Origin of the sequence: Pusillimonas sp. SM2304 (assembly GCF_031628915.1) — a bacterium.
In the GTDB taxonomy this organism is placed as follows: domain Bacteria; phylum Pseudomonadota; class Gammaproteobacteria; order Burkholderiales; family Burkholderiaceae_B; genus Pusillimonas_C.
This window is the reverse complement of the sequence record NZ_JAVLUJ010000003.1, coordinates 550,193-573,131: the sequence shown is the minus strand read 5'-3', so window position 1 is coordinate 573,131 and position 22,939 is coordinate 550,193. Positions and strand designations below refer to the sequence as shown.

20 protein-coding genes are annotated in these 22,939 nt (G+C 63.6%); 13 read left to right on the top strand and 7 right to left on the bottom strand.

Features of this window, described 5'->3' with window-relative positions; all coding sequences use genetic code 11:
* Positions 1 to 38 precede the first annotated feature (38 nt).
* The 11 genes from RE432_RS17500 to RE432_RS17450 all read left to right on the top strand — a co-directional run bounded on the left by RE432_RS17500 (position 39) and on the right by RE432_RS17450 (position 14,504).
* Entirely contained in the window at positions 39 to 689 is a 651-nt protein-coding gene (locus tag RE432_RS17500) for a GntR family transcriptional regulator (protein WP_310934837.1), read from the top strand.
* A gap of 83 nt (positions 690 to 772) precedes the next feature.
* Positions 773 to 1,648, top strand: a complete 876-nt coding sequence (dapA, locus tag RE432_RS17495; RefSeq protein ID WP_310934835.1) for a 4-hydroxy-tetrahydrodipicolinate synthase — start codon at positions 773 to 775, stop codon at positions 1,646 to 1,648.
* A 9-nt stretch (positions 1,649 to 1,657) separates the two neighbouring features.
* Positions 1,658 to 3,139: an aldehyde dehydrogenase gene (locus RE432_RS17490; RefSeq protein WP_310934833.1), complete on the top strand. Its 1,482-nt coding sequence runs from the start codon at positions 1,658 to 1,660 to the stop codon at positions 3,137 to 3,139.
* Between the two features lie 77 nt (positions 3,140 to 3,216).
* Positions 3,217 to 4,428: a M20 aminoacylase family protein gene (locus RE432_RS17485; protein WP_310934831.1), complete on the top strand. Its 1,212-nt coding sequence runs from the start codon at positions 3,217 to 3,219 to the stop codon at positions 4,426 to 4,428.
* Between the two features lie 129 nt (positions 4,429 to 4,557).
* Entirely contained in the window at positions 4,558 to 5,538 is a 981-nt protein-coding gene (locus RE432_RS17480; protein WP_310934830.1) for an alpha-L-glutamate ligase, read from the top strand.
* A gap of 150 nt (positions 5,539 to 5,688) precedes the next feature.
* Positions 5,689 to 6,198 carry a sigma-70 family RNA polymerase sigma factor gene (locus tag RE432_RS17475; protein ID WP_310934829.1) on the top strand — a complete coding sequence of 170 codons (510 nt, stop codon included), beginning with the start codon at positions 5,689 to 5,691 and terminating at the stop codon, positions 6,196 to 6,198.
* Positions 6,185 to 7,183, top strand: coding sequence for a FecR domain-containing protein (locus tag RE432_RS17470; RefSeq protein ID WP_310934827.1), 999 nt, complete (start codon positions 6,185 to 6,187; stop codon positions 7,181 to 7,183). The genes RE432_RS17475 and RE432_RS17470 overlap by 14 nt, the downstream gene beginning before the upstream one ends.
* Before the next feature lie 236 nt (positions 7,184 to 7,419).
* On the top strand, positions 7,420 to 9,867 hold the full coding sequence (locus tag RE432_RS17465; RefSeq protein WP_310934826.1) for a TonB-dependent siderophore receptor: 2,448 nt from the start codon (positions 7,420 to 7,422) through the stop codon (positions 9,865 to 9,867).
* Positions 9,868 to 9,943: 76 nt separating this feature from the next.
* Positions 9,944 to 11,140 carry an efflux RND transporter periplasmic adaptor subunit gene (locus RE432_RS17460; protein WP_310934825.1) on the top strand — a complete coding sequence of 399 codons (1,197 nt, stop codon included), beginning with the start codon at positions 9,944 to 9,946 and terminating at the stop codon, positions 11,138 to 11,140.
* Positions 11,134 to 13,125: an ABC transporter permease gene (locus tag RE432_RS17455; RefSeq protein WP_310935213.1), complete on the top strand. Its 1,992-nt coding sequence runs from the start codon at positions 11,134 to 11,136 to the stop codon at positions 13,123 to 13,125. Before RE432_RS17460 ends, RE432_RS17455 begins: the two co-directional genes overlap by 7 nt.
* A 2-nt stretch (positions 13,126 to 13,127) precedes the next feature.
* Positions 13,128 to 14,504, top strand: coding sequence for an efflux transporter outer membrane subunit (locus tag RE432_RS17450; protein ID WP_310934824.1), 1,377 nt, complete (start codon positions 13,128 to 13,130; stop codon positions 14,502 to 14,504).
* Positions 14,505 to 14,522: 18 nt separating this feature from the next.
* Here the strand turns inward: RE432_RS17450 and RE432_RS17445 are convergent, their stop codons facing one another.
* Positions 14,523 to 15,980, bottom strand: a complete 1,458-nt coding sequence (locus RE432_RS17445; protein WP_310934822.1) for a PLP-dependent aminotransferase family protein — start codon at positions 15,978 to 15,980, stop codon at positions 14,523 to 14,525.
* A gap of 112 nt (positions 15,981 to 16,092) precedes the next feature.
* Here RE432_RS17445 and RE432_RS17440 point away from each other — a divergent pair, with 112 nt between their 5' ends.
* On the top strand, positions 16,093 to 16,686 hold the full coding sequence (locus RE432_RS17440) for a LysE family translocator (protein WP_310934821.1): 594 nt from the start codon (positions 16,093 to 16,095) through the stop codon (positions 16,684 to 16,686).
* Here RE432_RS17440 and RE432_RS17435 read toward each other — a convergent pair.
* Positions 16,668 to 17,279 carry a ProQ/FINO family protein gene (locus RE432_RS17435; protein ID WP_310934820.1) on the bottom strand — a complete coding sequence of 204 codons (612 nt, stop codon included), beginning with the start codon at positions 17,277 to 17,279 and terminating at the stop codon, positions 16,668 to 16,670. The two genes, RE432_RS17440 and RE432_RS17435, sit on opposite strands and share 19 nt — an antisense overlap.
* Positions 17,280 to 17,380: 101 nt before the next feature.
* Here RE432_RS17435 and RE432_RS17430 point away from each other — a divergent pair, with 101 nt between their 5' ends.
* Positions 17,381 to 17,971, top strand: coding sequence for a phenylacetic acid degradation protein PaaY (locus RE432_RS17430; protein ID WP_310934819.1), 591 nt, complete (start codon positions 17,381 to 17,383; stop codon positions 17,969 to 17,971).
* A 34-nt stretch (positions 17,972 to 18,005) separates the two neighbouring features.
* Here RE432_RS17430 and RE432_RS17425 read toward each other — a convergent pair whose 3' ends face one another.
* The 5 genes from RE432_RS17425 to RE432_RS17405 form a co-directional block, all read right to left on the bottom strand.
* Positions 18,006 to 19,148 (bottom strand): L-lactate dehydrogenase, encoded by a 1,143-nt coding sequence (locus RE432_RS17425; protein ID WP_409079890.1) that lies wholly within the window; start codon positions 19,146 to 19,148, stop codon positions 18,006 to 18,008.
* 152 nt (positions 19,149 to 19,300) lie between these two features.
* On the bottom strand, positions 19,301 to 20,230 hold the full coding sequence (locus RE432_RS17420) for a phosphoribosyltransferase family protein (protein ID WP_310934816.1): 930 nt from the start codon (positions 20,228 to 20,230) through the stop codon (positions 19,301 to 19,303).
* A gap of 20 nt (positions 20,231 to 20,250) precedes the next feature.
* Positions 20,251 to 21,408 (bottom strand): cytochrome P450, encoded by a 1,158-nt coding sequence (locus RE432_RS17415; protein WP_310934813.1) that lies wholly within the window; start codon positions 21,406 to 21,408, stop codon positions 20,251 to 20,253.
* A gap of 106 nt (positions 21,409 to 21,514) precedes the next feature.
* Complete coding sequence (locus RE432_RS17410) at positions 21,515 to 22,057, bottom strand: helix-turn-helix transcriptional regulator (protein ID WP_310934811.1); 543 nt, start codon at positions 22,055 to 22,057, stop codon at positions 21,515 to 21,517.
* A 224-nt stretch (positions 22,058 to 22,281) separates the two neighbouring features.
* Positions 22,282 to 22,932 (bottom strand): response regulator, encoded by a 651-nt coding sequence (locus RE432_RS17405; protein ID WP_310934809.1) that lies wholly within the window; start codon positions 22,930 to 22,932, stop codon positions 22,282 to 22,284.
* Between the last annotated feature and the right edge of the window lie 7 nt (positions 22,933 to 22,939).

Genomic DNA, 22,939 nt, shown 5'->3' with positions numbered 1-22,939 from the left:
GCGCCGCATGGCGCCGGCCATCTTCAGACTGAGGTGTTATGACCAAGCGTACCGAACCCAAAGCTCGCGCAACAGAAGTGGCCTACGACGCCATCGAAAGCCTGATTGCCACGCTGAAGCTCGAGCCGGGCCAGGCCATTGTCGAGAACGATCTGGTGCAACTGACCGGATTGGGGCGCACGCCCATCCGCGAGGCATTGATGCGCCTGGTCGCCGCGGGGCTGATCGAGCAGCAGCCCCGCCGCGGGCTGCGCGTCAGTGATATCTATGTGGCCGAGCACCTGATCCTGATCGATACGCGCCGGGTGCTTGAACAACTGATTGCCGCGGGCTCGGCCCGGCGGGCCACGCCCTCGCAGCGGCAAGCCATCGTCCATTGCGCCGGCCAGATGATAGAAGCCGCGGCGGCGGGCGACCTGAATGGCTATATGCGGGCCGACCAGGCCCTGGACCATGTCAATCACGATGCCTGCCGCAACCCCTTCGCGGTCCAGGCCGTGGTGCCCATGATCGTCAAGTGCCGCCGGTTCTGGTACGCCTTCCAGTACGAAGGCGACCTGGAGCGGGGCGCCGCCTGCCATATGCAACTGGCCAAGGGGATCGCCGACGGCGATCCCGACCAGGCCAGGCAGGGCGCCGACGCCTTGATGGACTACCTGGCTTCTTTTACACGCAAAGTGATCGAATAGGCCGTCTGCACTGATACTCGCCGTCAGACCCTTTAGCGCAGACTTTTTTATTTTGTAGGCGATCTATACAAAGGAATATGAATATGAAAACCCAAGGTGTGCTGGTCCCTATCGTTACGCCGTTCGATGCGGATAACAAAGTGGATCTTCAAGCGTTGACGAAACTGGTGGAATCCTTCATCGAGCAGGGCGTCGGCGGGATTGTGGCCTGCGGTACGACGGGCGAATACTATGCCTTGGACGAAGACGAGCGCCAGCAGGTGTTGGCTTGCGTCAAGGATGCGGTCAAGGGCCGGGTCACGCTCATTGCAGGTGTCAATGGCCTGTCGACCCAAGAGGCCATAGGGCGCGCGCATCAGGCCGAGGCGCTGGGCTACGACGGCCTGATGCTGGCCACGCCCGCCTACAGCCTGCCGGGCCAGGCCGAGATCGTCGCGCACTTCCGCACGGTGGCCCAGGCCACCAAGCTGCCTATCGTGATGTACAACTTCCCGGCGCGTGTCGGTGTGGAAATCGGCTTTGAAGCCGTCGTCGAGCTCAGCAAGATTCCCAATATCGTGGGCATCAAGGAAAGCAGCGGAAACTTCAGCCGCGCCCTGGCGCTGATCAAAGCGGGCCTGCCCGGCTTCGAAGTGATTTGCGGCTGCGACGATCAGGCGGCCGACTTCCTGTTCTGGGGCGTTCGTAGCTGGATCAGCGGCGGCGCCAATGTGTTCCCCGGCGAACAGGCGGCCATGATTAATGCCGCCCTGGAAGGCAACTGGGACGAAGTGAAGTCCCTGATGAGCGGCATGCTGCCGGTGATCCAGGCCATGGAGTCCGGCGACTACAACCAGAAGGCAAAGCTGGGCTGCCGCCGCCACGGCATCGATGCCGGGCCGGTGCGCCAGCCCCTGTTGCCATTGCCGGACGCGGATGCGCAGGATTTTTCCCGTCTGCTCAATCAGTATCGCCGTTAAGGATTAGCCATGCCATTGAACAAGGAAGCCGTTTTCGCCCAGGCGCGCCAGGGCAAGCTATGGGCGGGCCATTTGATTCCGGGGCACGCCGGCACGGAGGCGCGCCTGGACAACATGACCCCGATCGACAACAGCCTCATCGGCTATATCGCCGAGGGCTCGTCAAACGATATCGATGCCGCCGTACAAGCGGCGCGCGCCTGCTTCGAGGCGGGCGAATGGTCGCGGCGCTCGCCGGCCGAACGCAAGCAGGCCATGTATGACTGGATCGCATTGATGCGCGAGCACGCCGAAGAACTGGCGGCGCTGGATTGCGTCGATGCCGGCAAGCCGATCACGGAATGCCTGAACACCGATATGCCCGCCACGCTGGACACCTTTGCCTGGTACGCCGAGGCCATCGACAAATGCTTCGGCAAGATCGCGCCCACCGGCCCCGACGCGCTGGGCATGATCGTCAAAGAGCCCATCGGGGTCGTGGGCGCGGTACTGCCCTGGAATTTCCCTGCGCAGATGTATGCCTGGAAGGTCGCTCCGGCATTGGCCGCCGGCAACTCGGTGGTCGTCAAGCCTGCCGAGCTGACCTCGCTGAGCGCTTACCGCATGACGCAGCTGGCGCACCAGGCCGGCATCCCGGAGGGCGCGCTGACGCTGGTCACCGGGCTGGGCGAAGCCGTGGGCGAGCCGCTGGGCCGCCATCCCGATGTCGACATGGTGTCGTTCACCGGCTCCACCGAAGTGGGGCGCATGTTCCTGAAATACTCCGCCGAAAGCAACCTGAAGGAAATCGTGCTCGAATGCGGCGGCAAGAGTCCCCAGGTGGTGTTCGACGACGCGCCGCTGGACGACATCATCGACCACCTGCTGGCCGCCGCCTTCTGGAACATGGGCGAAAACTGCAGTTGCGGCTCGCGCCTGATCGTGCAGTCCGGCATCAAGGATGCCTTGCTGGGCAAGCTCAAGCAGCGCCTGGACAACTGGAAAGTGGGCCTGCCCACCGACGAAAGCGTCCAGATCGGGCCGCTGGTCGAGAAAGTGCACTTCGACAAGGTCAAGGGCTTTCTGGACGATGCCAAGGCCGAAGGCGCCGTTTTATATCATGGCGGCCGGGTGCATGCGGAACTGGGTAGCGGCTGGTATATAGAACCCACCATTTTCGATGGCGTAGCGCCGGCCATGCGCCTGTTCCGTGAAGAAGTCTTTGGCCCCATCCTGGCCGTCACGACGTTTGAAACCGAAGCCCAGGCAGTGAAGCTGGCCAACGACAGCGCCTACGGCCTGGCGGCATCGGTCTATACGCTGGATGTCAGGCGTGCGCAAAGGGTGGCGGGCGCCATCCGGGCGGGCACGGTGTCGGTCAATGGCTTTTCGGAAGGCGACATCACCACGCCATTCGGCGGCTACAAGCATTCGGGCTTCGGCGGCCGCGACAATGGCCTGGAAGCCTTCGAACAATACCAGCAGACCAAGACAATCTGGTATGTAAACTAGGCCAGTCCCCGGCTTTGATGAACACCCTGCCGTCGGCGGTACACTGTACGTATCCGAACATGGCAGGGTGTACTGTTATGAAGCTTGTTGAACCGATACTGGGCTGGCAGGGCGAAATGGCCGCGATCCGGCGCGATCTGCATGCGCATCCCGAACTGGCCTATCAGGAAAACCGGACGTCGGACATCGTGGCGCAGCAGCTTGAATCGTGGGGCATCGAAGTGCACCGCGGGCTGGGCGTGACCGGCGTCGTAGGCATTATTCGCGGCGCGTCCGATAACGGGCGGACCATAGGCCTGCGCGCCGACATGGATGCCCTGCCCATGCAGGAACGCAATACGTTCGAGCACGCCAGCACCCACGCCGGAAGAATGCACGCCTGCGGCCATGACGGCCACACCGCCATGCTGCTGGCCGCGGCGCGCTACCTGGCGCAGTACCGTGATTTCGATGGCGTGGTCTATGTGATTTTCCAGCCGGCCGAAGAGGGCCACGTGGGCGCCGGCCGCATGATCGAAGACGGCCTGTTCACGCGCTTTCCCATGGAGGCAGTATTCGGCATGCACAATTGGCCCAGCCTGCCGGTGGGCCGGTTCGGCGTGTGCGTGGGGCCCATCATGGCGTCCAGCAACTATTTCACTGTGCGTATCTCGGGCAAGGGCGCCCACGCCGCCATGCCGCACATGGGTGTCGATCCCATCATGGCGGCCACCCATCTGACGCAGGCGCTGCAAAGTGTCATTACACGGAACCGCAATCCCTACGATCCCGCCGTCTTGAGCATCACCCAGATCCATGCCGGCTCCGCCGACAATGTCATCCCCGATACGGCGGAACTGCGCGGCACGGTGCGCACGTTCACCGAAGAAACGCTGGACATCATCGAGCAGCGCGTCCGCGAACTGGCTGGCAGCATCAGCGAAGGCTTCGGCTGCGCGGCCGAGGTGACTTTCGACCGGAAGTATCCGCCCACCATCAACCACCCGAAAGAAACCGCCTTCAGCGTTCAGGTGCTGAAAGACCTGGTCGGCCCTGACCATGTCGACGACGCGGTACAGCCGGCCATGACGGGCGAGGACTTTGCCCTGATGCTGAAAGAGCGGCCCGGCTGTTATCTATGGATAGGCAACGGCCAGGGCGATCACCGCCTGCCGGGGCACGGCGAAGGGCCTTGTACCTTGCACAACGCCAGTTACGATTTCAACGATGCGCTCATTCCCATCGGCGCCAGCTATTGGGTCGAGCTCGCGCGGCGCTGGCTGTCGACCACCCAGGTTGCCGGCAACTAATAACTTCTGGTAATAACGACATGATGATGTTGTCGTTCTGAATGGCATGAATCTTCACTATCCTGATGAATAACGCGGGCAAGCCGTCCCGGGCTGTTTGTTGCCGAGCCGGCGCTGTAGAAGATGGATATGTCCAAAATTTATGTGATTCATGAAAATTCGGCCTGGGTCGAGCCTTTGCAGGCCGCCTTCCAGGAACTGAACCTGCCTTTTGAAGAATGGTTTCTGGATGAAGGCAAGCTGGACCTTTCCGAGCCGCCGCCCGACGGGGTGTTTTACAACCGCATGAGCGCGTCGTCGCACACGCGCGACCACCGCTATGCACCCGAATACACCGCCGCGGTGCTGTCCTGGCTGGCGTCGCATGGCCGCCGCGTGGTGAACAACAGCCGCGCCCTGCAACTGGAAGTCAGCAAAGTGGCGCAGTATGCCGCGCTGGCGAACTATGGCGTCAAGACACCGCGCACGATTGCCGCCGTGGGCAAGCCGCACATTATCCAGGCGGCCCGCCAGATGACGGGCTCGTTCATTACCAAGCATAATCGCGCGGGCAAGGGCCTGGGCGTGCAACTGTTCCACAGCGTGGATGCGCTGGAGGACTACGTCAACGGCGATACGTTCGAGCCGTCGATCGACGGCATCACCCTGATCCAGCAGTACATCCGCGCGCCGCAGCCCTACATCACGCGCGTCGAGTTCGTGGGCGGGCGCTTCCTGTATGCGGTGCGCGTCGATACCTCGCTGGGCTTCGAGCTATGCCCCGCCGACGTCTGCCAGATTGGCGATGCCTTCTGCCCGGTGGGCGAGTCCGAGCCCGCCACGCCGGCGCCGCGCTTCCAGATCATCGACGGCTTCGACAACCCCATCATCCAGCGCTACCAGCAGTTCATCGCCGAAAACGGCATAGGCATTGCGGGCATCGAGTTCATTGTCGATGAAACGGGCGAAATCTATACCTACGATGTCAACACCAATACCAACTACAACAGCGATGCGGAAGCGGCGGCCGGCCTGTACGGCATGCGCGCCATTGCCCAATACCTGGGCCAGCAACTGCGCAGCGTGAACGATGCGCTGCGCGGCGCGCAGCCTGTGTCCTCGGTCGCCTGATCACCCGGGGCATCGCCATGCCGCGATACAGCCAGGAAAGACCCGTCAGCCGTGTCGTCGGGGCGGGGCAAGGCGTAGCGCGCCATTTGGTAGAATGAGAATTGTTTGCAATAATAGCAAGTTGTCCATTTCCCGGTTCGACTACGCAACATGTCTCGCGGCCTTTTCTATCACAAAGGATGGCTTGCCTACTACGGCGAGCTGATCGGCGTGTGGGCCGGCCGCAGCGGGCAGATCCAGAACGCGGAAGATGCAGCGCAGGATGCGGCCTTGGCCATGCTCGAAAGCGATCCGGCTGCGATCTCGGACCCCCGCGCCTATTTGCGGCGCAGCGCTCATAACGGGCTGATCGACATCCATCGGCGGCGGCAGGCCCGCCAGGCGACGCCTTTGCATGAGCTTGCCGAGACCGACATGCCCGCCGACGCCAGGGACCCCGAGTCGGCCTTGCGCGCAAACCGCCTGGCCGATGCGCTCATGGACGCCTTGAGCGAGCTGCCCGCCAAATGCCAGCAGGTCTATGTGCATCACCGGCTTGAAGGCTGGACGCATGCGGAAATCGCCCGGAACATGGGCATGTCGCGCAGCATGGTCGAAAAACACATGGCGCGGGCCTTGCTGCACATCAACGAACGATTGCACGCCTATGCCCCGCATTGATCCCCAGGCCTGTAAGCCGCCCGCGTCCGCCGGTGCGAAGGAACAGGCCGCGTGGTGGTTTGCGCGGCTGCATTCCGGCCATGCAAGCGATGCGGAGCGGCGGGCGTTCGAGGTATGGCGCGACGCGGACCCCGAGCATGACCGGCAATACCGCAATACGGCCTATTTCTGGGATGCCGCGCTGGACGTGCCGCGCGAGCGTTTGCAGGCCGTGGTGGATGCCCGCGGGGCGCTGCGGCGCGCCCGGCGCCGTTATCTGGCCTGGGCAACCGGAGCGGTCTGTGCCGCGGCCCTGCTTGCGGCTGTCCTGGGGCCGCAGTGGCGCGCCTCTGAACCGGGGTATGTGACGACGTTGGCGACCCGGCCGGGAGAACTGCGTGAACTCATGCTGCCGGACGGCTCTGTGCTGAACCTGAATACCGCGACGGACGCCACGGTGCGTTTGTACGAGGACCGCAGGGAAGTGGCCCTGTTGGGCGGTGAAATCACCTTTTCCGTCCGGCACAGCGCCGCGCTCCCGTTTGTGATCGATGCGGGGGCCAGCCGTATCACGGTGACGGGCACCCGCTTCAACGTGCGCCGGGATCCCGGACAGCTTGATGTGGCGGTCGAGCACGGATCGGTCCAGATCGATACCGGGCCGTGGTGGAAGCGCAAAAGCAGAAGACTGGGCGCGGGTGAAAATGTACGCATCGACGAGGATGGCGGCATGGCCTCTTTGCCGCCCGCACAGGTCAAGGCGCTGACGGCATGGCGGCGCGGCAAGATTGTTTTCGATAATGCGCCGATGAAACAGCTGGTTGCCGAAATGGCGCGTTATCTGGATTATCCGCTGATACTGGGCGACCGCCGTCTGGATAACTTGAACATCAACGCCGTCTTCAGCATTGACGACCTGGATGCCATGCTGCTTGCCTTGCCGGCCATCGCCCCGGTGAAAATCATCAAGCGCGACGATGGCGCCATGGTCATCGTTTCACGCTGACCGATTCCTGCTTCGGCCTTGCCGGCCTGTATCGCCCGCCGGGCTGATCCGCGATCCAGCCAATGATTTCACTCAAGTTACAAAATAGTTCTCATTCTTGTTGAGGTGTTTGCCGTGCCCGAACGTCTTAGCTAAGAGAGGGGCTTCCTGAAGCAAAGGAAGACCATGCCATTCAAGGCCCAAGAAAAAGTCGGCGATCCCTTCGCCGGAAAACGTGATCAGGGAAGCACAGGTTTATGGACACCATCGATATGACGCGCCGGCAAGCGCGGTCGCCCCGGCTTGGTCTAAGCGCAGGGGCTTTGGCAGTTTCAGTCGCGCTGGCATGCGCCGCCGCGCCGCCATGGGCGCAGGCGCAGGATGCCGCTGTGCAACTGAGCATTCCGGCCCAGTCATTGGGCAGCGCCCTGCTGCAGTTGGGCCAGCAGACCTCTTTGCAGATCTTCTATGCGCAAAGCAGCGTCGAGGGATACATGGCGCCTCCGATCGTGGGGCATCTTGCGCCGGAAGAGGCATTGCGCCGCTTATTGCGCGGAACCGGCCTGGACTACACCCGGCAGGGCAACAACATTACCTTGTCGCGCAGTTCTTCGTTGACCGAGCTGGCGCCGGTGACGGTGTCGGGGTCGGGGCTGCGCGATGGCACGACCGAAGGCACGGGGTCTTATACCAGTGGCTCGGCCAGCACCGCGACCAAGCTGAACCTCTCGCTGCGCGAGACACCGCAATCGGTCAGCGTGATCACCCGCCAGCGCATGGATGACCAGGGGCTCACCCAATTGTCGGACGTCGTGGTCCAGACGCCGGGGCTGACGCTCGATTCCGGCGGCAACGCCGGTTCCGATTCCAGCACCATCTACTCGCGCGGATTTGAAGTCGACAATTATCAGATCGACGGCGTGGCCCAGTCCTACAGCAATTACAGCAAGATTTTCCAGACCAATGATATGGCGCTGTATGACCGGGTCGAGGTGGTGCGGGGCGCCACCGGCCTGATGAACGGCGTCGGCTCGCCGGGCGCCACCATCAATCTGGTGCGCAAGCGGCCAGGCCGGGATTTCCAGGCCTCGGTCAAGGCGGAAGCGGGCTCCTGGAACCACTACCGCGGCGAGGCGGACATCTCTACGCCGTTTACCGAGGACGGCTCCGTGCGCGGCCGCCTGGTGGCGGTCTGGCAGGATAACGATTCGTACATCGACAGGCTGGAAGAGCGCAAGAAGATTCTGTATGGCATCGTCGAGGCCGATCTGGGGCCGGATACGCTGGCGACGCTGGGCTTCACCTTTCAGGAGCACGATGCAAGCGGCCATGCCCGGTCGGGCAGGCCCGCCTACTATTCGGACGGCACACCCACGCACTGGGACCGGTCCGATTCGGCCGCGGCCGAATGGGCCTACTCGAAGCGCCGCAATCAGTCGGTGTTCGCTTCGCTTGAACATCGGTTTGAAAACGATTGGCTGGTCAAGGGCACGTATAGCCACGCCACGAACAAATATGATGAAGTCCTGGGGTATGCCGCGGGCGGCTATCCCGACCGGGTGACGGGGGCGGGCGCCAACCTCTGGGCGGGGCGCTGGGCCGGAAAACCGGTGCAGGACAGTCTCGATGTCTATGCAAGCGGTCCGTTTACGCTTTTCGGCCGCAAGCACGACCTGGTGTTCGGCGCTACGGCGACACGGACGAAGGAAGACACGCCCACCTATAACCTGTGGTGGTTTGACGACTGGAGCAGTGCGATACCCAATATATTCACCTGGGATGGCCGCTACCCCGCCGCGCCCTACAACCCGGCGAATGGACGGATGCGTATCGATGAAAAGATCACGAGCGCTTATACGACCATGCGCTTCCGCCCCACGGACGCCTTGTCGCTGATCGTGGGTGGCCGCATCACCAGCTGGACCAGCGACAAAGACACCTTGTCTTACGATACCGGCGCGACTACCGTGCTGAATCGTTCAGAGAACGACAAGATCACGCCCTATGCGGGCATTGTCTACGACTTCACCGATAATTGGTCGGGCTATGCCAGCTATACCAATATCTTCAAGCCGCAGAACAGCATGGATGTCGATGGGAACTATCTTGATCCCTTGCTGGGGAATAGCTACGAGGTGGGCGCCAAGGGCTCCTTCTTCGACGATGCCTTGAATGTATCGGCCGCGGTATACCGCGTTCAGCAAGACAATCTGGCGGTCGCCATACCGGGTGTCTTCGCCCCGGACGGGTCGGGGGCTTTCGAGGCGGTATCGGGTACACAGACGCGAGGCTTCGAGATCGAGGCATCCGGCGAGCTGGCCACCAACTGGCAGGCATCGGTCAGTTTCGGGCGCGCCATCACGCAGGACCGCAACAAGGCCACGATCAACACCTCCATTCCCCAGAACACCTTCAAGGTATTCACGACTTACCGCATGCCCAATGTGGGTCATGGCCTGACGGTGGGCGCAGGCCTGCGCTGGCAAAGCCAGATCTACAGCGATGATCAGGGGCCCGCCGGTGTGCGTTTCACACAGGATTCCTATGCGGTTGTCGACCTGATGGCCCATTACGCCATCAGCAAGCAGGTGTCGGCGTACGTCAATGTCTACAACGCGTTCGACAAGTCGTACTACGCCTCGACGGGCACGGCCTATTACGGCGCGCCGCGATCCATCAAGGCGGGGCTGGATATCCGGTTCTAGATCGTGCCCTTGCCCGCATGGGGGCGGCGGGGCCTCCAGCCGGGGAGCATCCGGGCGTTGATACAGAAGTTGAAACATGATGCAAACACGTAGGAAAAGCCGTTATCGCCGGCGCTTGCTGGCGCTGGCTTTGGCGGGCCTCGCAATAGGCTGCTTAGGGCAGCTTCGCGGCCAAGGGGCCGCCTACGAGACCAGCACGGTGCAGCGGGGCGATGTCGAAGCCCGTGTGGCGGCCATCGGCACCCTGCAGCCGCGCCGGTACGTGGACGTCGGCGCACAGGTATCGGGGCAGATCAATCGCCTGCACGTGCAGCCCGGCGCCGTTGTCGAAAAGGGGCAGTTGCTGGTGGAGATCGATCCCAGTGTCCAGCAGGCGACTGTGGATGCGGGCCGGGCCTCGCTGGCGGGATTGCGCGCCCAATTGAAGGATCAGCAGGCGCAGCACCGCCTGGCTGCGCAGCAGCATACGCGCCAGCGGCGCATGGCGCTGGACGGCGCCACGCGGCTCGAGGCGGTGCAGGAAGCCGAAGCGGCGTTGGCATCGGCCAGCGCCCGGATCGATAATCTGCGCGCGCAGATCGCCTACATGCAGGCCACGCTCAAGGCCGATGAAGTGCGGCTGGGCTATACCCGGATCTATGCGCCCATGGCCGGCACGGTGGTGTCCATCGACGCCCGTGAAGGCCAGACCTTGAACGCCACCTACCAGACCCCGAATATCCTGCGCATTGCCGATTTGTCCGGCATGACGGTCTGGACGGATGTGTCGGAAGCGGATGTCGGCCGGGTCAAGCCGGGCATGCCGGTTTATTTCACGACGCTGGGCAGCCAGGGCGCCGACGTGGCCCGGCGCTGGGAAAGCGTGGTGCGGCAGATTCTCCCAGCGCCGCCCAGGCCGGAAGGCCAGAACGGGAACGAGGGCGCCGCCAATCCGGCAACGGCCACCAAGGCGGTGGTCTATACCGTCCTGTTCGACGTGGACAATGCCGACGGCGCGCTCATGCCCCAGATGACGGCCCAGGCCTTCTTCCAGACCGATAGCGCACAGAATGTGATCGTGGCGCCGCTGTCGGCCCTTGTGCCGCTGCCCGGCGGCCAAGGCCATTATCAGGCGCGTGTGGTCGGGCGCGACGGCCAGGCCGAGATCCGCCAGGTGCGTCTGGGTGTGCGCAACAGGCATGTTGCGCAGATCAATGAAGGTTTGTCCGAAGGCGAGCAGCTGATCCTCCGCGAAACACCCGATCAGGGCGGCATGCCGTGGTTTCAATGGTAGGGCAAGGCGGCCCGGCGAACGCGCCGCTTATCCAGTTGCGCGGCATACGCAAGCACTATGGCGGCCGCGGCAGCCAGCCTGAAGTCCAAGTGCTGCATGGCATAGACCTGAGCATACGCGAGGGCGAATTCCTGGCGATCGTAGGCGCGTCCGGCTCAGGCAAGTCCACCCTGATGCATATACTCGGCTGCCTGGACCGTCCCAGCGCGGGCAGCTATTTGTTCAATGGGCAGGATGTCGCCGGCTTCAATGCCGATGAGCTGGCCTGGCTGCGCCGCCAGGCATTTGGCTTCGTCTTCCAGGGCTATCACCTGATCGCAACGGAATCGGCGCGTGAAAACGTGGAGATTCCGGCGGTGTATGCCGGCGTCCCGGAAAAAGACCGCGCCGGCAGGGCCGAGTCCCTGCTGGGCCGGCTGGGGCTGGCCGACAAGCTGCACAACCGGCCGCATCAACTGTCGGGCGGGCAGCAGCAGCGCGTATCGATTGCCCGCGCGTTGATGAACGGCGGGCGCATCATTCTGGCCGATGAGCCGACCGGCGCGCTGGACTCGCGCAGCGGCGCGGAAGTCATGGCGCTGTTGCGGGAATTGGCCGCGGCGGGGCATACCGTCATCCTGATCACGCATGACCGCGAGGTGGCGGCGCAGGCCTGGCGCGTCATTGAAATCAGCGACGGACGCATCGTGGGCGACAGTAGCCGGCTTGCGGACAATGCGAATCAGGCTCCGCGCGGAGCGGGATCCCAGGCCGTGGATGTCGCGCTGGCGGCGCGCGATGCCTCGGCATCGCTTTGGCAAGATCTGCGCGAGGCCGCCCGCACCGCCTGGCGCGGCATGTGCATCAATCGCGGGCGGACGGCATTGACCCTGCTGGGCATCATCATTGGCGTGGCGTCGGTGATCGTGATGATGGGGGTGGGCGAGGGCGCGCGCCAGCGCGTCATGACGCAGATGGGCTCGCTGGGCACCAACATCATGTACATGGGCAGCCGCAGTCCTCCCAGCGGTGGCCCGGCCGGCACGCTGACCGCCGAAGACCTGGATGCGGTCGCGGAGCTGGCGGAAATCCGCACGGTCATGCCCGTCATCGGCGACCCTATTACCGTCCGCTACGGCAATGCCGACCGGCAGATCTATGTCTTCGCCAGCAGCGCAGACATGCCCAGAGTGCATAGATGGGGGCTGGCGCAGGGCCGTTACTACAGCGATATCGAAGATAGCCGCCTTGAGGCGGTGGCCGTCATCGGCAGCAAGGTGCGCGCGGAATTCTTTCCCGACGGCGGCGATCCCATCGGCCGCCAACTGCTGATCGGCAACTCCTCGTTCGAGATCATAGGGGTGATGGCCGAGCGCGGCGCGGACTCCGGCACCCAGAGCTATGACGAAATGGTATTCATCCCCTATCAATCGGGGCGGGCGCGTGTCTATCAGGCGCAGACTCAGCCGGATTACGTGGTCGTCGAGGCGGCGTCGTCCGGCGCGGTGCTCCAGGCCGAAGCGGCCATGACCGCGCGCCTATTGGAACGGCATGGCGGGCGGGAGGACTTTTCCATATCGAATGCGGCGGCAAGGCTGCAGGCCGAGGCCGCCGCGCGCAATGCCATGACCATGATGCTGGGCCTGATTGCCGCCGTGTCGCTGGTGGTGGGGGGAATTGGCGTCATGAATGTGATGTTGATGACGGTGCGCGAACGCACCCGGGAGATCGGCATCAGGGTGGCGACCGGCGCGCGGCAGCGCGATATCCTGCACCAGTTCCTGACCGAGGCGGTGCTGCTGACCGTGCTGGGCGGCCTGGCGGGCATTGCGCTGGGTTTGCTGATCGGCACGGTGTTGATCGTGGCGGGCGTGCCCCTGGTTTTCTCGGTGCTGGCCATGCTGGGCGCGTTTGGCTGCGCGGTCATGACCGGCCTGCTGTTCGGCTATATGCCGGCGCGCACGGCGGCTCGGCTGGAGCCGGTCGTGGCATTGGCGGGAGAATGACGATGCGCCGATGGCTTGCTGGATGCCTGATGCCGCTGGCGGCGGGGTGCGCCGTGCCGCTGGAAACCGCCGGCCCCGTCATGGACTTGCCGGCAGCGTGGAGCCTGTCTGCGCAAGCCGAATCGGCGCATGCGCCGCAGGCCGATTGGTGGCCGGCCTTCGGCAGCCCCGAACTAGCGAGCTTTGTGGTGCAGGCGCAAGCGGATAGTTTCGACTTGGCGGGGGCGGCGGCCCGGGTTCGCCAGGCGCAGGCGCTGGCCCGGATCGCGGGGGCCGATCTGTTGCCCGCGCTCGATGCGGCGATGTCGGTGGGCCGGCAGAAGCGCGAAGGCGAGCAATCCGGCCGCGCCTATCTTGCAGGCCTTTCAGCATCGTACGAGGTCGATCTGTGGGGCGGCAACGCCGCTGGGCGCGATGCGGCCCTGGCAACGCTGAGCGCCACACAGTATGCCAAAGAAGGGTTGGCGCTGACGCTGGCGGCCGAAGTGGCCTCATCGTATTTCCAGACCGCGGCGCTGCGCGCGCGCACCGCTATCGCGCAATTGAACCTGGCCAGCGCCGAACGTATTCTGGACCTGGTCGAATCGCGTGCGCGGGCGGGCGCCGCAACGCCGCTGGAGCTGGCGCAGCAGCGCGCGCTGACGGCCCGGCAGCGCCAGGACCTGGCCTTAAGGCGGCAGCAGGCCGAAGACAGCCTGGCGGCATTGGCGGTGTTGCTGGGGCGGGCGCCGCAAGACATGGTGATGGCGCAACAAAGCCTGGCCGGGATCTCGGCGCCGCCTATCACGGCCGGGCTGCCTTCGGAACTCATTACGCGCCGGCCCGATCTGGCCCGGGCAGAGCGCCTGCTGGCCGCCGCGGATGCCGACGTCGCCGCCGCGCGCGCGGCCATGCTGCCCAGGCTGACGCTGGCCGCTAGCGCAACCGTCAGTTCCGGCCAGTGGCGCCGCCTGTTCGACACGCCCTTGTACAGCCTTGCCGCCGGGCTGGCCGCGCCGATTTTCAATGCGGGACGGCTCAGCGCGGGGCGCGACCTGGCGCTTGCGCGCCGCGAAGAGTTGCTTGCCGGTTATCGCTTTGCGATTATCAGCGCCTTGAGCGATGTCGAGAAAGCGCTGAATGCCATCCAAGGCCTGGGCCGGCAACGCCAGGCGCAGGCCGACGTGCTGGCCAATGCCCGCCAGGCGGTGGACCTGGCCACATCGCGTTACCGATGGGGGGCCGAACCGCTCTTGACCGTCCTGGATGCCCAGCGCACTTTGTATGCCGCCCAGGACGAAGCGATCCAGCTCGACATGGAACAGCTGCAGGCCAGCGTGGGCTTGTTCAAGGCACTGGGCGGAGGCTGGCGCAAGCCTGAGCAGGGCGACGCATACTAAGCGCGGCGCTGCGTCCGCCTATGCATGGCGTGTGCCATGCCGTGCCTGCGCCAGCAATGTTGCGAGCGCCTGCCATCCCTGCGGATCGTCGATCATGGAAACGGCCAGCCTGAACCGGGAAGAAGGCGCCTGGGCGGGGGAAAACAAGACGCCCGGCGCAAACAGCAGGCCCATGGCCGCGGCCTTGCGTGCCAGCGCTTCGGTGTCCATGCCGCAGTCCGCCCAGACGAACATGCCCGCATGCGGTTCCTGCGGTATGGAGCAGCCCGCCTGCTGCAGCATCTTGATGCACTGGTCGCGTGCGCCGTCCACGCGGGCACGCAATCGCTCCACGTGGCGGCGGTATTGTCCTTCGGCGAGTATGCGGTGCAGCACCTGCTCACCCAGCTCCGGCGTGGTCAGAGCGCCCAGCAGCTTGGCGTCGACCAGCTTGTCGATCAGCGCGGGCGCAGCGGCCACATAGCCCACCCGCAGGCTGGCCGCCAGTGTCTTGGAATACCCCCCCACGAGCAAGACCCGGTTAAGCCGGTCCAGCGCGGCCAGGCGGACCGGCGAGCTGGGATGGAAATCGGCGTAGGTGTCATCCTCGGCCAGCAGAAAATCGAAGCGCTCGGCGATGCGCAGTATCTCGTACGCAACGCCCGCCGATAACGTATGGCCGCTGGGATTATGGACGGCGGTATTCGTAATGAACAGCTTGGGGCGATGCGCTTCGGCCAGTTGCGCCAGGGCTTCGGTGTCGGGCCCGTCGGCCAGGCGAGGCACGCCGATCACTTTCGCGCCCAGTGCCGTCAGGCGGCCGAATATCAGGAACCACCCCGGGTCCTCTACCAGCACCGTATCGCCGGGCCGGATGAACGTGCGTGAAATCAGGTCCAGCCCGTGCGTGACGCCGGCAACCGTCATCAGGTGATGATCGGGATGGGCGGGCACATCCTGCGCCTGCAGGGCCGAGGCGATTTGCTGGCGCAGCGCTTTCAGCCCTTTGGGCACGCCGTAGCTCACCAGGCTGCGCCCCATGCTGCGTCCCACGGTCCGTACGGCGGCCGACACCATCTCGTGGTCCAGCCACGAAGGCGGCAGCAGCCCGGCGCTGCCCGGCATGTCGGACCGGGCCTCTTCGCGGAACATGCTGCGCAGCAGAAATGCCGTGTCGAAGGCGGCGTCAGGCGCCAGTTGCGTGGCCGGCACGGGCGGCGGCGGGGCAAGCGCTGCGGGCGGGGAGACATAAAAACCGGCGCCGCGCCGGGATTGGATGATGCCCTGCGCCACCAGGCGGTCATAGGCCTGCACGACGGTAAAGCGGCTCAGGCCGGTTTCGGCCGCCATTGTCCTGACCGACGGCAGGCGCATGCCCACGCGCAGTCCATGATTGCGGATGCGGCTGCCCAGATGGTCGGCCAGTTGATCGACCAGCGAGGTGCCGGAGCCTCGCAGGGGCTTCCACTGGGTAGAGAATGCGAGCGAATGTGTCATGGTGAAAGGACCAGGCCAGTTGTCATAGTGAACTGTAATATTGTATAGGTACTGTACTGGTTTGGCGCGTTAGCATGACGCATCCGGCTTTATTTCTACAACAGGATGGATCATGACCCCGAATGTGCTGCTTTCCCTGGCCTTGTTTGCCTTTGTCAGTTCGATTACGCCCGGCCCCAACAACGTCATGCTGACGGCATCCGGCTCCACGTTCGGCTATCGCCGTTCGCTGCCGCACATGCTGGGCGTCACGATCGGGGCGGCCATCATGCTGTTGCTGGTCGGGGCGGGCCTGGGGACGGTGTTTGAAGCCATGCCGGTGCTGTACACCGTGCTGAAATATGCCGGCGCAGCTTACTTGCTCTATCTGGCGTGGCGGATTGCGCGGGCCGGCTCGATCGACAGCGGCGAAGCGCGCGGCAAGCCGTTCACCTTTCTCGAGGCGGCAGCCTTTCAATGGGTCAATCCCAAAGCCTGGATCATGGCGGTCGGTATTGTGGCGGCCTACATGCCCCAAGAGAATTTCTTCTGGAACCTGATACTGGCCGCCCTGGTGCTGTCGGCGGTCAACTTTCCCAGCATCAGCGTCTGGACGCTGTTCGGCAGCGCCGTGCGCCGCCTGCTGCACCGGCCCGAGTCGGTGCAGCGCTTCAATATCGCCATGGCGATATTGCTGGTGGCCTCGCTTTACGGCGTGGTCGTTTGACCGGGGGGGGTGTTGGGCGTATCGCTTGCAGGCGTAGCGGCCGCCGGGCTGTCAGGCAGGGCGGTGTCCGGGGCGGGGGCGTCAGGGGCGGGCGATGATGCCGGCGCCCCTTCCTGCTTGGCTTTGGCCTGCTGGGCTTTGTCGGCCCGGCGCGACCGGCCGGCGTTGGCGCGCCGGCGCTCGGCCAACTGTTTGGCATACAGGGCTTCGGCAGCGGTGACCTCGCCGGCGGGCGCGCCGGCCAGGTCCAGGCGCGGCGCGCCTTCTGTGACGCAGGCCCAGTAGCGGCTGCCCTGGCACCACGTCTTGACCGCTTCCTTGATTTCAGCGTTCGTGAGCTTCAAGGCTTCGGCTTGCGCGTACAGGTCTTTGTGTATGCCCAGCTTCAGGGGGAGCTTGGGGGCCGGCTTCTTGGGAAACGCAAGCGGAAACTGCTTTTGAAGACGGGAAATGGTAATGACCACGGGATCGACAGGCTCCTGGCGTGCCGGTTTCCGGGCGGCTGCGGGCGCCTTGCGTGCCTTCTGTTTTTTTTCCTGCTCGGCTTGCGCGACCAGCTCGCGCTTGAGCGCGGCAAGTTGTTCGAATCCCATAAGGCAATCAATCCATGAAGTATGAGCGGCGAATTGTAGCAAGCCTGGTGGTGTAAAGTCTTATGCTATCGCAAAGAACACACACTACGGAGACCCGCCCCATGTTCAAAGTCTATGCCATCGACGGCGTGACGCCTGTTGTGGACCCCAGCGCTTATGTGCATCCCACTGCCGTGCTGATCGGCGATGTGATCGTCGGGCCGGGCGTCTATGTGGGGCCGCTGGCCAGCCTGCGCGGCGATTTCGGCCGCATCATCCTGAGCGAAGGTTCCAATGTGCAGGATACCTGTGTCATTCATGGCGTGGCCGAAAACGACACGCTGGTCGACGTCGATGGGCATATCGGGCATGGCGCGGTACTGCATGGCTGCACCATAGGGCGCAATGCCATGGTGGGCATGAATGCCGTCGTCATGGACCAGGCCGTCATCGGCGAATCCAGCATTGTGGCGGCCATGGCTTTTGTGAAAGTGGGGCTCAGCATTCCGCCGCGCAGCCTGGTGGTGGGCGCGCCGGCCCGGGTCCTGCGTGAACTGAGCGATGCCGATATCGCCCGCAAGTCTTTCGGCACGCGGCAATATCAGCGCCTGACCGAGCGTTGCCTGCAGACCATGCGGGCGGTCGACCCGTTGACGCGGGTGGAAGATGACCGCGCGCGCATCGCGCCCGAGCAGGCAAACCCGCCCGAATAAGCCCGGTCTTGTCCGGGCGGACGGCGTGCCGCGTTCAGTCGAAAATGCCGGGGTTCAGCAAAATAGAGCGGTCGATATCGTGGATATCCGTACGTCCGCAAAACCCCATGGTCACGCTCATTTCGTTGGCAAGCATCTGCAGGCAGCGCAATACGCCCGCTTCGCCCATGGCGCCCAGGGAATACAGGAAGGCGCGTCCGACCATGGTGCCTTTGGCGCCCAGCGCGACCGCCCTGAGCACATCCTGCCCCGAGCGGATCCCGCCGTCCATCCATACTTCAATGTCCTTGCCCACCGCGTGGGCGACGCCCGGCAGGGCCGAAATAGAGGACGGCGCCCCGTCAAGCTGCCGGCCGCCGTGATTGGATACGATCAGGGCATCGGCGCCCGATTCGACCGCAAACCGGGCATCTTGCGCGTCCATGATGCCTTTGAGCACCAGCTTGCCGCCCCAGCGCTTCTTGATCCATTCAATGTCGCTCCAGCACAGCGCCGGGTCGAACTGCTCGGCCGTCCATGACGACAGCGAGGACAGGTCGCTGACCCCCTTGGCATGCCCCACGATGTTGCCGAAGCTGCGCCGCTTGGTGCCCAGCATGTTCATGCACCAGCGCGGCTTGGTGGCCAGGTTGACCAGATTGGCCAGGGTGGGCTTGGGCGGCGTCGACAGGCCGTTCTTGATGTCCTTGTGGCGTTGGCCCAGCACTTGCAGGTCCAGCGTCAGCACCAGCGCGGAACAATTGGCCGCCTTGGCGCGGTCGATCAGGCGTTCCATGAAGTCGCGGTCGCGCATCACGTAGAGCTGAAACCAGAATGGGCGCTGCGTGTGCGCGGCGATGTCCTCGATCGAGCAGATGCTCATGGTGGACAAGGTAAAAGGAATGCCGAACTGTTCGGCGGCCTTGGCGCCCAGGATTTCGCCGTCGGCATGCTGCATGCCGGTCAGGCCCGTGGGCGCAATGGCCACCGGCATGGCAACATCGATGCCCACCATCGACGTACGCAGGTTGCGCGCCGCAATGTCCACCGCGACGCGCTGACGGAACTTGAGCTTGCGGAAATCGGCCTCGTTGTCGCGATAGGTGGTTTCCGTCCACGAACCCGAGTCGGCGTAGTCGTAAAACATTCTGGGTACGCGCCGTTCAGCCAACTGGCGGAAGTCTTCAACGCAGGTCATTTTTGATGGGGTGGACAAGAAAAGTCTCCTGATGTCGGTCGTGGTCGTAGCCGTTTTGGGTAGGGCGCGTCAGGGCGACTGTTGCCAAGCGTGCCTGATTCGTACGAAATAATGCATCGTAATTAAAAATACTACAAGTCGGCGGGCGCGCCTCAAGCCAAAGGCAGGTGTTCGATTTCGTTGGCGTAGACAGCCAGGGCTTGCCGGCCGTTCCACCAGACCACGCGCGCCACCTTGGCCTGGCGGGCAATATCGAGCGCCTGGGCGGCATCGCTTTCAATGAAATGGGTATGGCAGCGGGCCAGTATGGCTTGCGCTTTGTGCGTGGCGGTTTGCGCCGCGGTATGCCGGTTTTCGTCCCGCATGATCAGCGGGCCGTGAAAGCCGTGCCGGGTCAGCCATGCCTGGGTGCGGTCGCGGTCCTGCTCCGGACGCCCGGTGATGATGGTGATCCGGGTCAGGTCCAGGCCGGGCAGCACCTTGTTTGGCAGCAGAAGGTCGCGCTGGGCCAGGGTTTCGTGCAAGGCCTGTGCGTACAGATGCTCCGGCAGGTCCATCAGCAGGACGCCATCCAGGTCGATGGCCCACGAGGCGTATTCGTATTCCGGCCTGTCCGGCTGGTTGCGGATGGCATCGAAGGCGGGCGTGATGGATGTGTGTTCCCACGGGAACCAGGCACGAAAGCCCGCCGGGATCTGTATGCCGTAATCGGGTTGAATCCGGGAGTCGGCGTCGTACGCCAGGGTGAATACCTTTACCTTGTGCCCGAGCGTGCGCAGGAAATCCAGGCTGTCGGCCAGGGTCGTGCCGCGTCCCGCCACGTCTTCGACCAATAATAGGCTCGAGGGGGCGGAGGGCGTTTGAGCGGTAAACCAGGATACGCGCCGGTCTGCGCGCGAGTATGACAGGGCATACAGGGGCAGGGACAGCGCGGTGGAGGCCATCAGGGCGGGGGCGAGTCCGCCGCGCGCGATGGCCACCACGGCATCGAAGCGCAGATGCCGCCACTGCGGAATGTATTCCGCCATTACGGCTTCCACGCGCGAATAATCGTAGGGATAAGCGCTGAGAACGGGGTTCATGGGCTCGATCGCCCTGGTCGTTACGAGACCTGAAGTATAAGCGAGGTGAACCCGCTGCCCGGGTAAACGGCCTTGACGGGCGGCTTGCCGGCCGCCAGGCTCAGTTGGCGGGTACAGGACAGCAGCGCTTCCATGGCCAGCCGCAGCTCCATCCGTGCCAGCGGCGCGCCGGGGCAGACATGGATACCCGCGCCGTACAGCAGGTTCAGCGACGGATCGCGGTCCAGCCGGAACAGATCGGGGTCGCCGAATACCGCTTCGTCGCGGTTGGCCGAGGCCCACAGCACGGATAAGCGCTCGCCCTTGGCCAGTTGCCGGCCGCCCAGTTCGACCTCGCGGGTGGCGATGCGGCGGTTGGCGATCAGCGGTGCGTGGATGCGCAGGATTTCATCGATGGCGGCAGGCAGCAATGCGGTTTGCCGCCGCAGCTGCGTCTGAAGCGCAGGATGGCTGGCAAGATAATGGGCAACGATGCCGATCGCCGCGGCAATGGTGCCCAGTTCACCCACTGTCCAGTTCCGCAAAATGCTGACCAGCGCTGCGTCGCTCAGCAAGCGGCCGTCAATCCGCTCGCGCGCCAGCCGGCTCGTCACATCGTCCGGCGCGGCGGCCCCCGCCAGGCGGCGCTCGTTGATGAGGGCGAGCATGTAGCCATCGAACTCCCTGGCCACCGCGTCGATGGCCGTGCGATCCCCTGACAAGGTTGCCGCGTGGTTCTTGCGCATCCAGTTCTGCAAAGGCTGGTGCAGCGAGGCGGGCCAGCCCATGAACGCGCACTGGATCTGCAGTGCAAAGGGCTGCGCCAGTTGGGCCATCAGGTCGGACTCGCCCCTGGGCAGCCCTTGCGCCAGCGCTTGCGCAAGCTGCCGGCATGCGGGCTCGAAGGCGGCCATGGCGGCCGGGCTGAAATAGGGTTCGATAAGGTGCCGGAAGAGGGTGTGCTCGGGCGGGTCCATGCCGTTGGGGACCGACACGTGTCCGGAAACCCGGCTGCTGAACGTTTCGTGGTCGTTCAGTACGCGCACCGCCTCGGCATGGCCGAAGACCGACCAGTGCAGGTATTCGCTATGGGCTACGGGGCATTTTCGGCGCATGGCGTCATAGGCCGCGATCTGGTCGTGCAGGGTCTGTTCGTCGCGCGGGTCCCAGTCGTAGGTGTGGGGGCAGGCTTTGCTCATTGTGTTTCCGGTTTTATCGCTTGGATAATCGGAAATTATGGCGTCTTTACAACAGCTGCGCTTTGATCTGCGGCAGAAGTTCGGTGATTAATGACCCGCCTTGCCCCTATGCCGGGGTCCAGAATGCCGGGTGGTAAAGGTAGTCGGTCTTGCAGCGGCTGGCGGATTCGTCATCGGGCCAGGGGGCTGCCTGATCGTCGGCGCCTGGGTCTTGAGCGCCGCCCCCAAGTTCGAGATATTCGCGGCGAGTGCCGAATGCTGTGGCGATCGCCTGCAGGGTTTGCGGCGGCAGTTTTTCGCCCAGCCGTTCCATATGCCTGTAAGAGGCTTCGGATACGCCCAGACGGGTTGCGGCCTCGGTCAGGGTAAAGCCCAGGTGCTCGCGCCAGGCGCGTACGGACGACCAGTTGTGCTTGAGCATGCAGGACAGCAGTTGGGGCGGATAGCCTTCAGCATCAGGGGTTTTAGGCTGGCTTATTTTTTCGATCAGGCTTAGAAGTTTGCTTTCCTGCAGGGCGGACGGGGTCAGCAGGTCGGCGAAAGGCGCTGGTTCCGGCTGCGCTGCATGCCCTGCGGGGCTTTTGTCGATGTTATCCGGCGCAGCAGAGGCCATGCCGGTCAGCCTGCGGTAGTCGTCAACGGAAACCATAACAAATGAAGGCTCATTATCCATGGCAATGTTCAATTAGGGGCAACGTGAGTAACCCAGCGCGGCAGCTTCGGGGCGGTTTGCTTATCAGTTTTTTTTATATATTTATCATCACGGATAAGCCAGCCATTGTATTTAGGAAAATTCTTAAATAGATCAATGTGCTGTTCAAACAGGCCGCTATGCGGTCCGATGCATTCTGTTTTCTTTCAGCCGAACAGCTTTCAGTCGAACAGATTGCTTTCAAGACAGTAAGCAATCAGATCCTGATCGGTCTCTATGCCCAGTTTCCGCATCGCTGTCTTTTTCTGGGTGCTGACCGTTTTCACGCTGCGTTTCAGTCTTTCCGCGATTTCCATCACGCTCTCCCCGCGCACGAAATGCCTGAGGACTTCAAACTCGCGGGGTGAAAGGCTTTGTATGCGGGCATCCAGCGGTCTGGCCCGTTGCGGGCCGTTTTCATTGGCGCGATAGCCGGGGGGATAATAACAGCGCTGCTGCCTGAGATGATTCAGCGCCTTGACGATTTCAGACAAACTGTCTTGCTTGAGCACGACGGCCGAAACGCCGGTCGTGTACAGGGCCGAGAGAATCATGGGGTTGGACACCATGGTCAGGACCACGATGCGCACGGCGGGAAACGTGCGCCGCAGATATTCAATGAGCCGCAGGCCATCGCCGTATCGCTCATCCCCCGGCATGGAATAGTCGGTAATCACGACATCGGGCGCGTCCTGGACGATATGTTGAATCAGGGCCGAAGACGACGTCACCGATGCCACCAGCTCGTAATCGAATGATTCCTGGAAGAGGTCGCTGACGCCCGCCAGCACGACGGGATGGTCATCAGCAAGGATTAGTCGTAGCTTCTGCATAAAAGTA

What these genes read in the sequence shown, in the direction of transcription:
- RE432_RS17485 (WP_310934831.1), top strand. Translation starts at nt 3,217, where the DNA reads ATGAAGCTTGTTGAACCGATACTGGGCTGGCAGGGCGAAATGGCCGCG.
- RE432_RS17465 (WP_310934826.1), top strand. Translation starts at nt 7,420, where the DNA reads ATGGACACCATCGATATGACGCGCCGGCAAGCGCGGTCGCCCCGGCTT.
- RE432_RS17470 (WP_310934827.1), top strand. Translation starts at nt 6,185, where the DNA reads ATGCCCCGCATTGATCCCCAGGCCTGTAAGCCGCCCGCGTCCGCCGGT.
- RE432_RS17455 (WP_310935213.1), top strand. Translation starts at nt 11,134, where the DNA reads ATGGTAGGGCAAGGCGGCCCGGCGAACGCGCCGCTTATCCAGTTGCGC.
- RE432_RS17445 (WP_310934822.1), bottom strand. Translation starts at nt 15,980, where the DNA reads ATGACACATTCGCTCGCATTCTCTACCCAGTGGAAGCCCCTGCGAGGC.
- RE432_RS17415 (WP_310934813.1), bottom strand. Translation starts at nt 21,408, where the DNA reads ATGAGCAAAGCCTGCCCCCACACCTACGACTGGGACCCGCGCGACGAA.
- RE432_RS17430 (WP_310934819.1), top strand. Translation starts at nt 17,381, where the DNA reads ATGTTCAAAGTCTATGCCATCGACGGCGTGACGCCTGTTGTGGACCCC.
- RE432_RS17420 (WP_310934816.1), bottom strand. Translation starts at nt 20,230, where the DNA reads ATGAACCCCGTTCTCAGCGCTTATCCCTACGATTATTCGCGCGTGGAA.
- RE432_RS17460 (WP_310934825.1), top strand. Translation starts at nt 9,944, where the DNA reads ATGATGCAAACACGTAGGAAAAGCCGTTATCGCCGGCGCTTGCTGGCG.
- RE432_RS17450 (WP_310934824.1), top strand. Translation starts at nt 13,128, where the DNA reads ATGCGCCGATGGCTTGCTGGATGCCTGATGCCGCTGGCGGCGGGGTGC.
- RE432_RS17490 (WP_310934833.1), top strand. Translation starts at nt 1,658, where the DNA reads ATGCCATTGAACAAGGAAGCCGTTTTCGCCCAGGCGCGCCAGGGCAAG.
- RE432_RS17480 (WP_310934830.1), top strand. Translation starts at nt 4,558, where the DNA reads ATGTCCAAAATTTATGTGATTCATGAAAATTCGGCCTGGGTCGAGCCT.
- RE432_RS17500 (WP_310934837.1), top strand. Translation starts at nt 39, where the DNA reads ATGACCAAGCGTACCGAACCCAAAGCTCGCGCAACAGAAGTGGCCTAC.
- RE432_RS17405 (WP_310934809.1), bottom strand. Translation starts at nt 22,932, where the DNA reads ATGCAGAAGCTACGACTAATCCTTGCTGATGACCATCCCGTCGTGCTG.
- RE432_RS17435 (WP_310934820.1), bottom strand. Translation starts at nt 17,279, where the DNA reads ATGGGATTCGAACAACTTGCCGCGCTCAAGCGCGAGCTGGTCGCGCAA.
- RE432_RS17475 (WP_310934829.1), top strand. Translation starts at nt 5,689, where the DNA reads ATGTCTCGCGGCCTTTTCTATCACAAAGGATGGCTTGCCTACTACGGC.
- RE432_RS17410 (WP_310934811.1), bottom strand. Translation starts at nt 22,057, where the DNA reads ATGGTTTCCGTTGACGACTACCGCAGGCTGACCGGCATGGCCTCTGCT.
- RE432_RS17440 (WP_310934821.1), top strand. Translation starts at nt 16,093, where the DNA reads ATGACCCCGAATGTGCTGCTTTCCCTGGCCTTGTTTGCCTTTGTCAGT.
- dapA (WP_310934835.1), top strand. Translation starts at nt 773, where the DNA reads ATGAAAACCCAAGGTGTGCTGGTCCCTATCGTTACGCCGTTCGATGCG.
- RE432_RS17425 (WP_409079890.1), bottom strand. Translation starts at nt 19,148, where the DNA reads ATGACCTGCGTTGAAGACTTCCGCCAGTTGGCTGAACGGCGCGTACCC.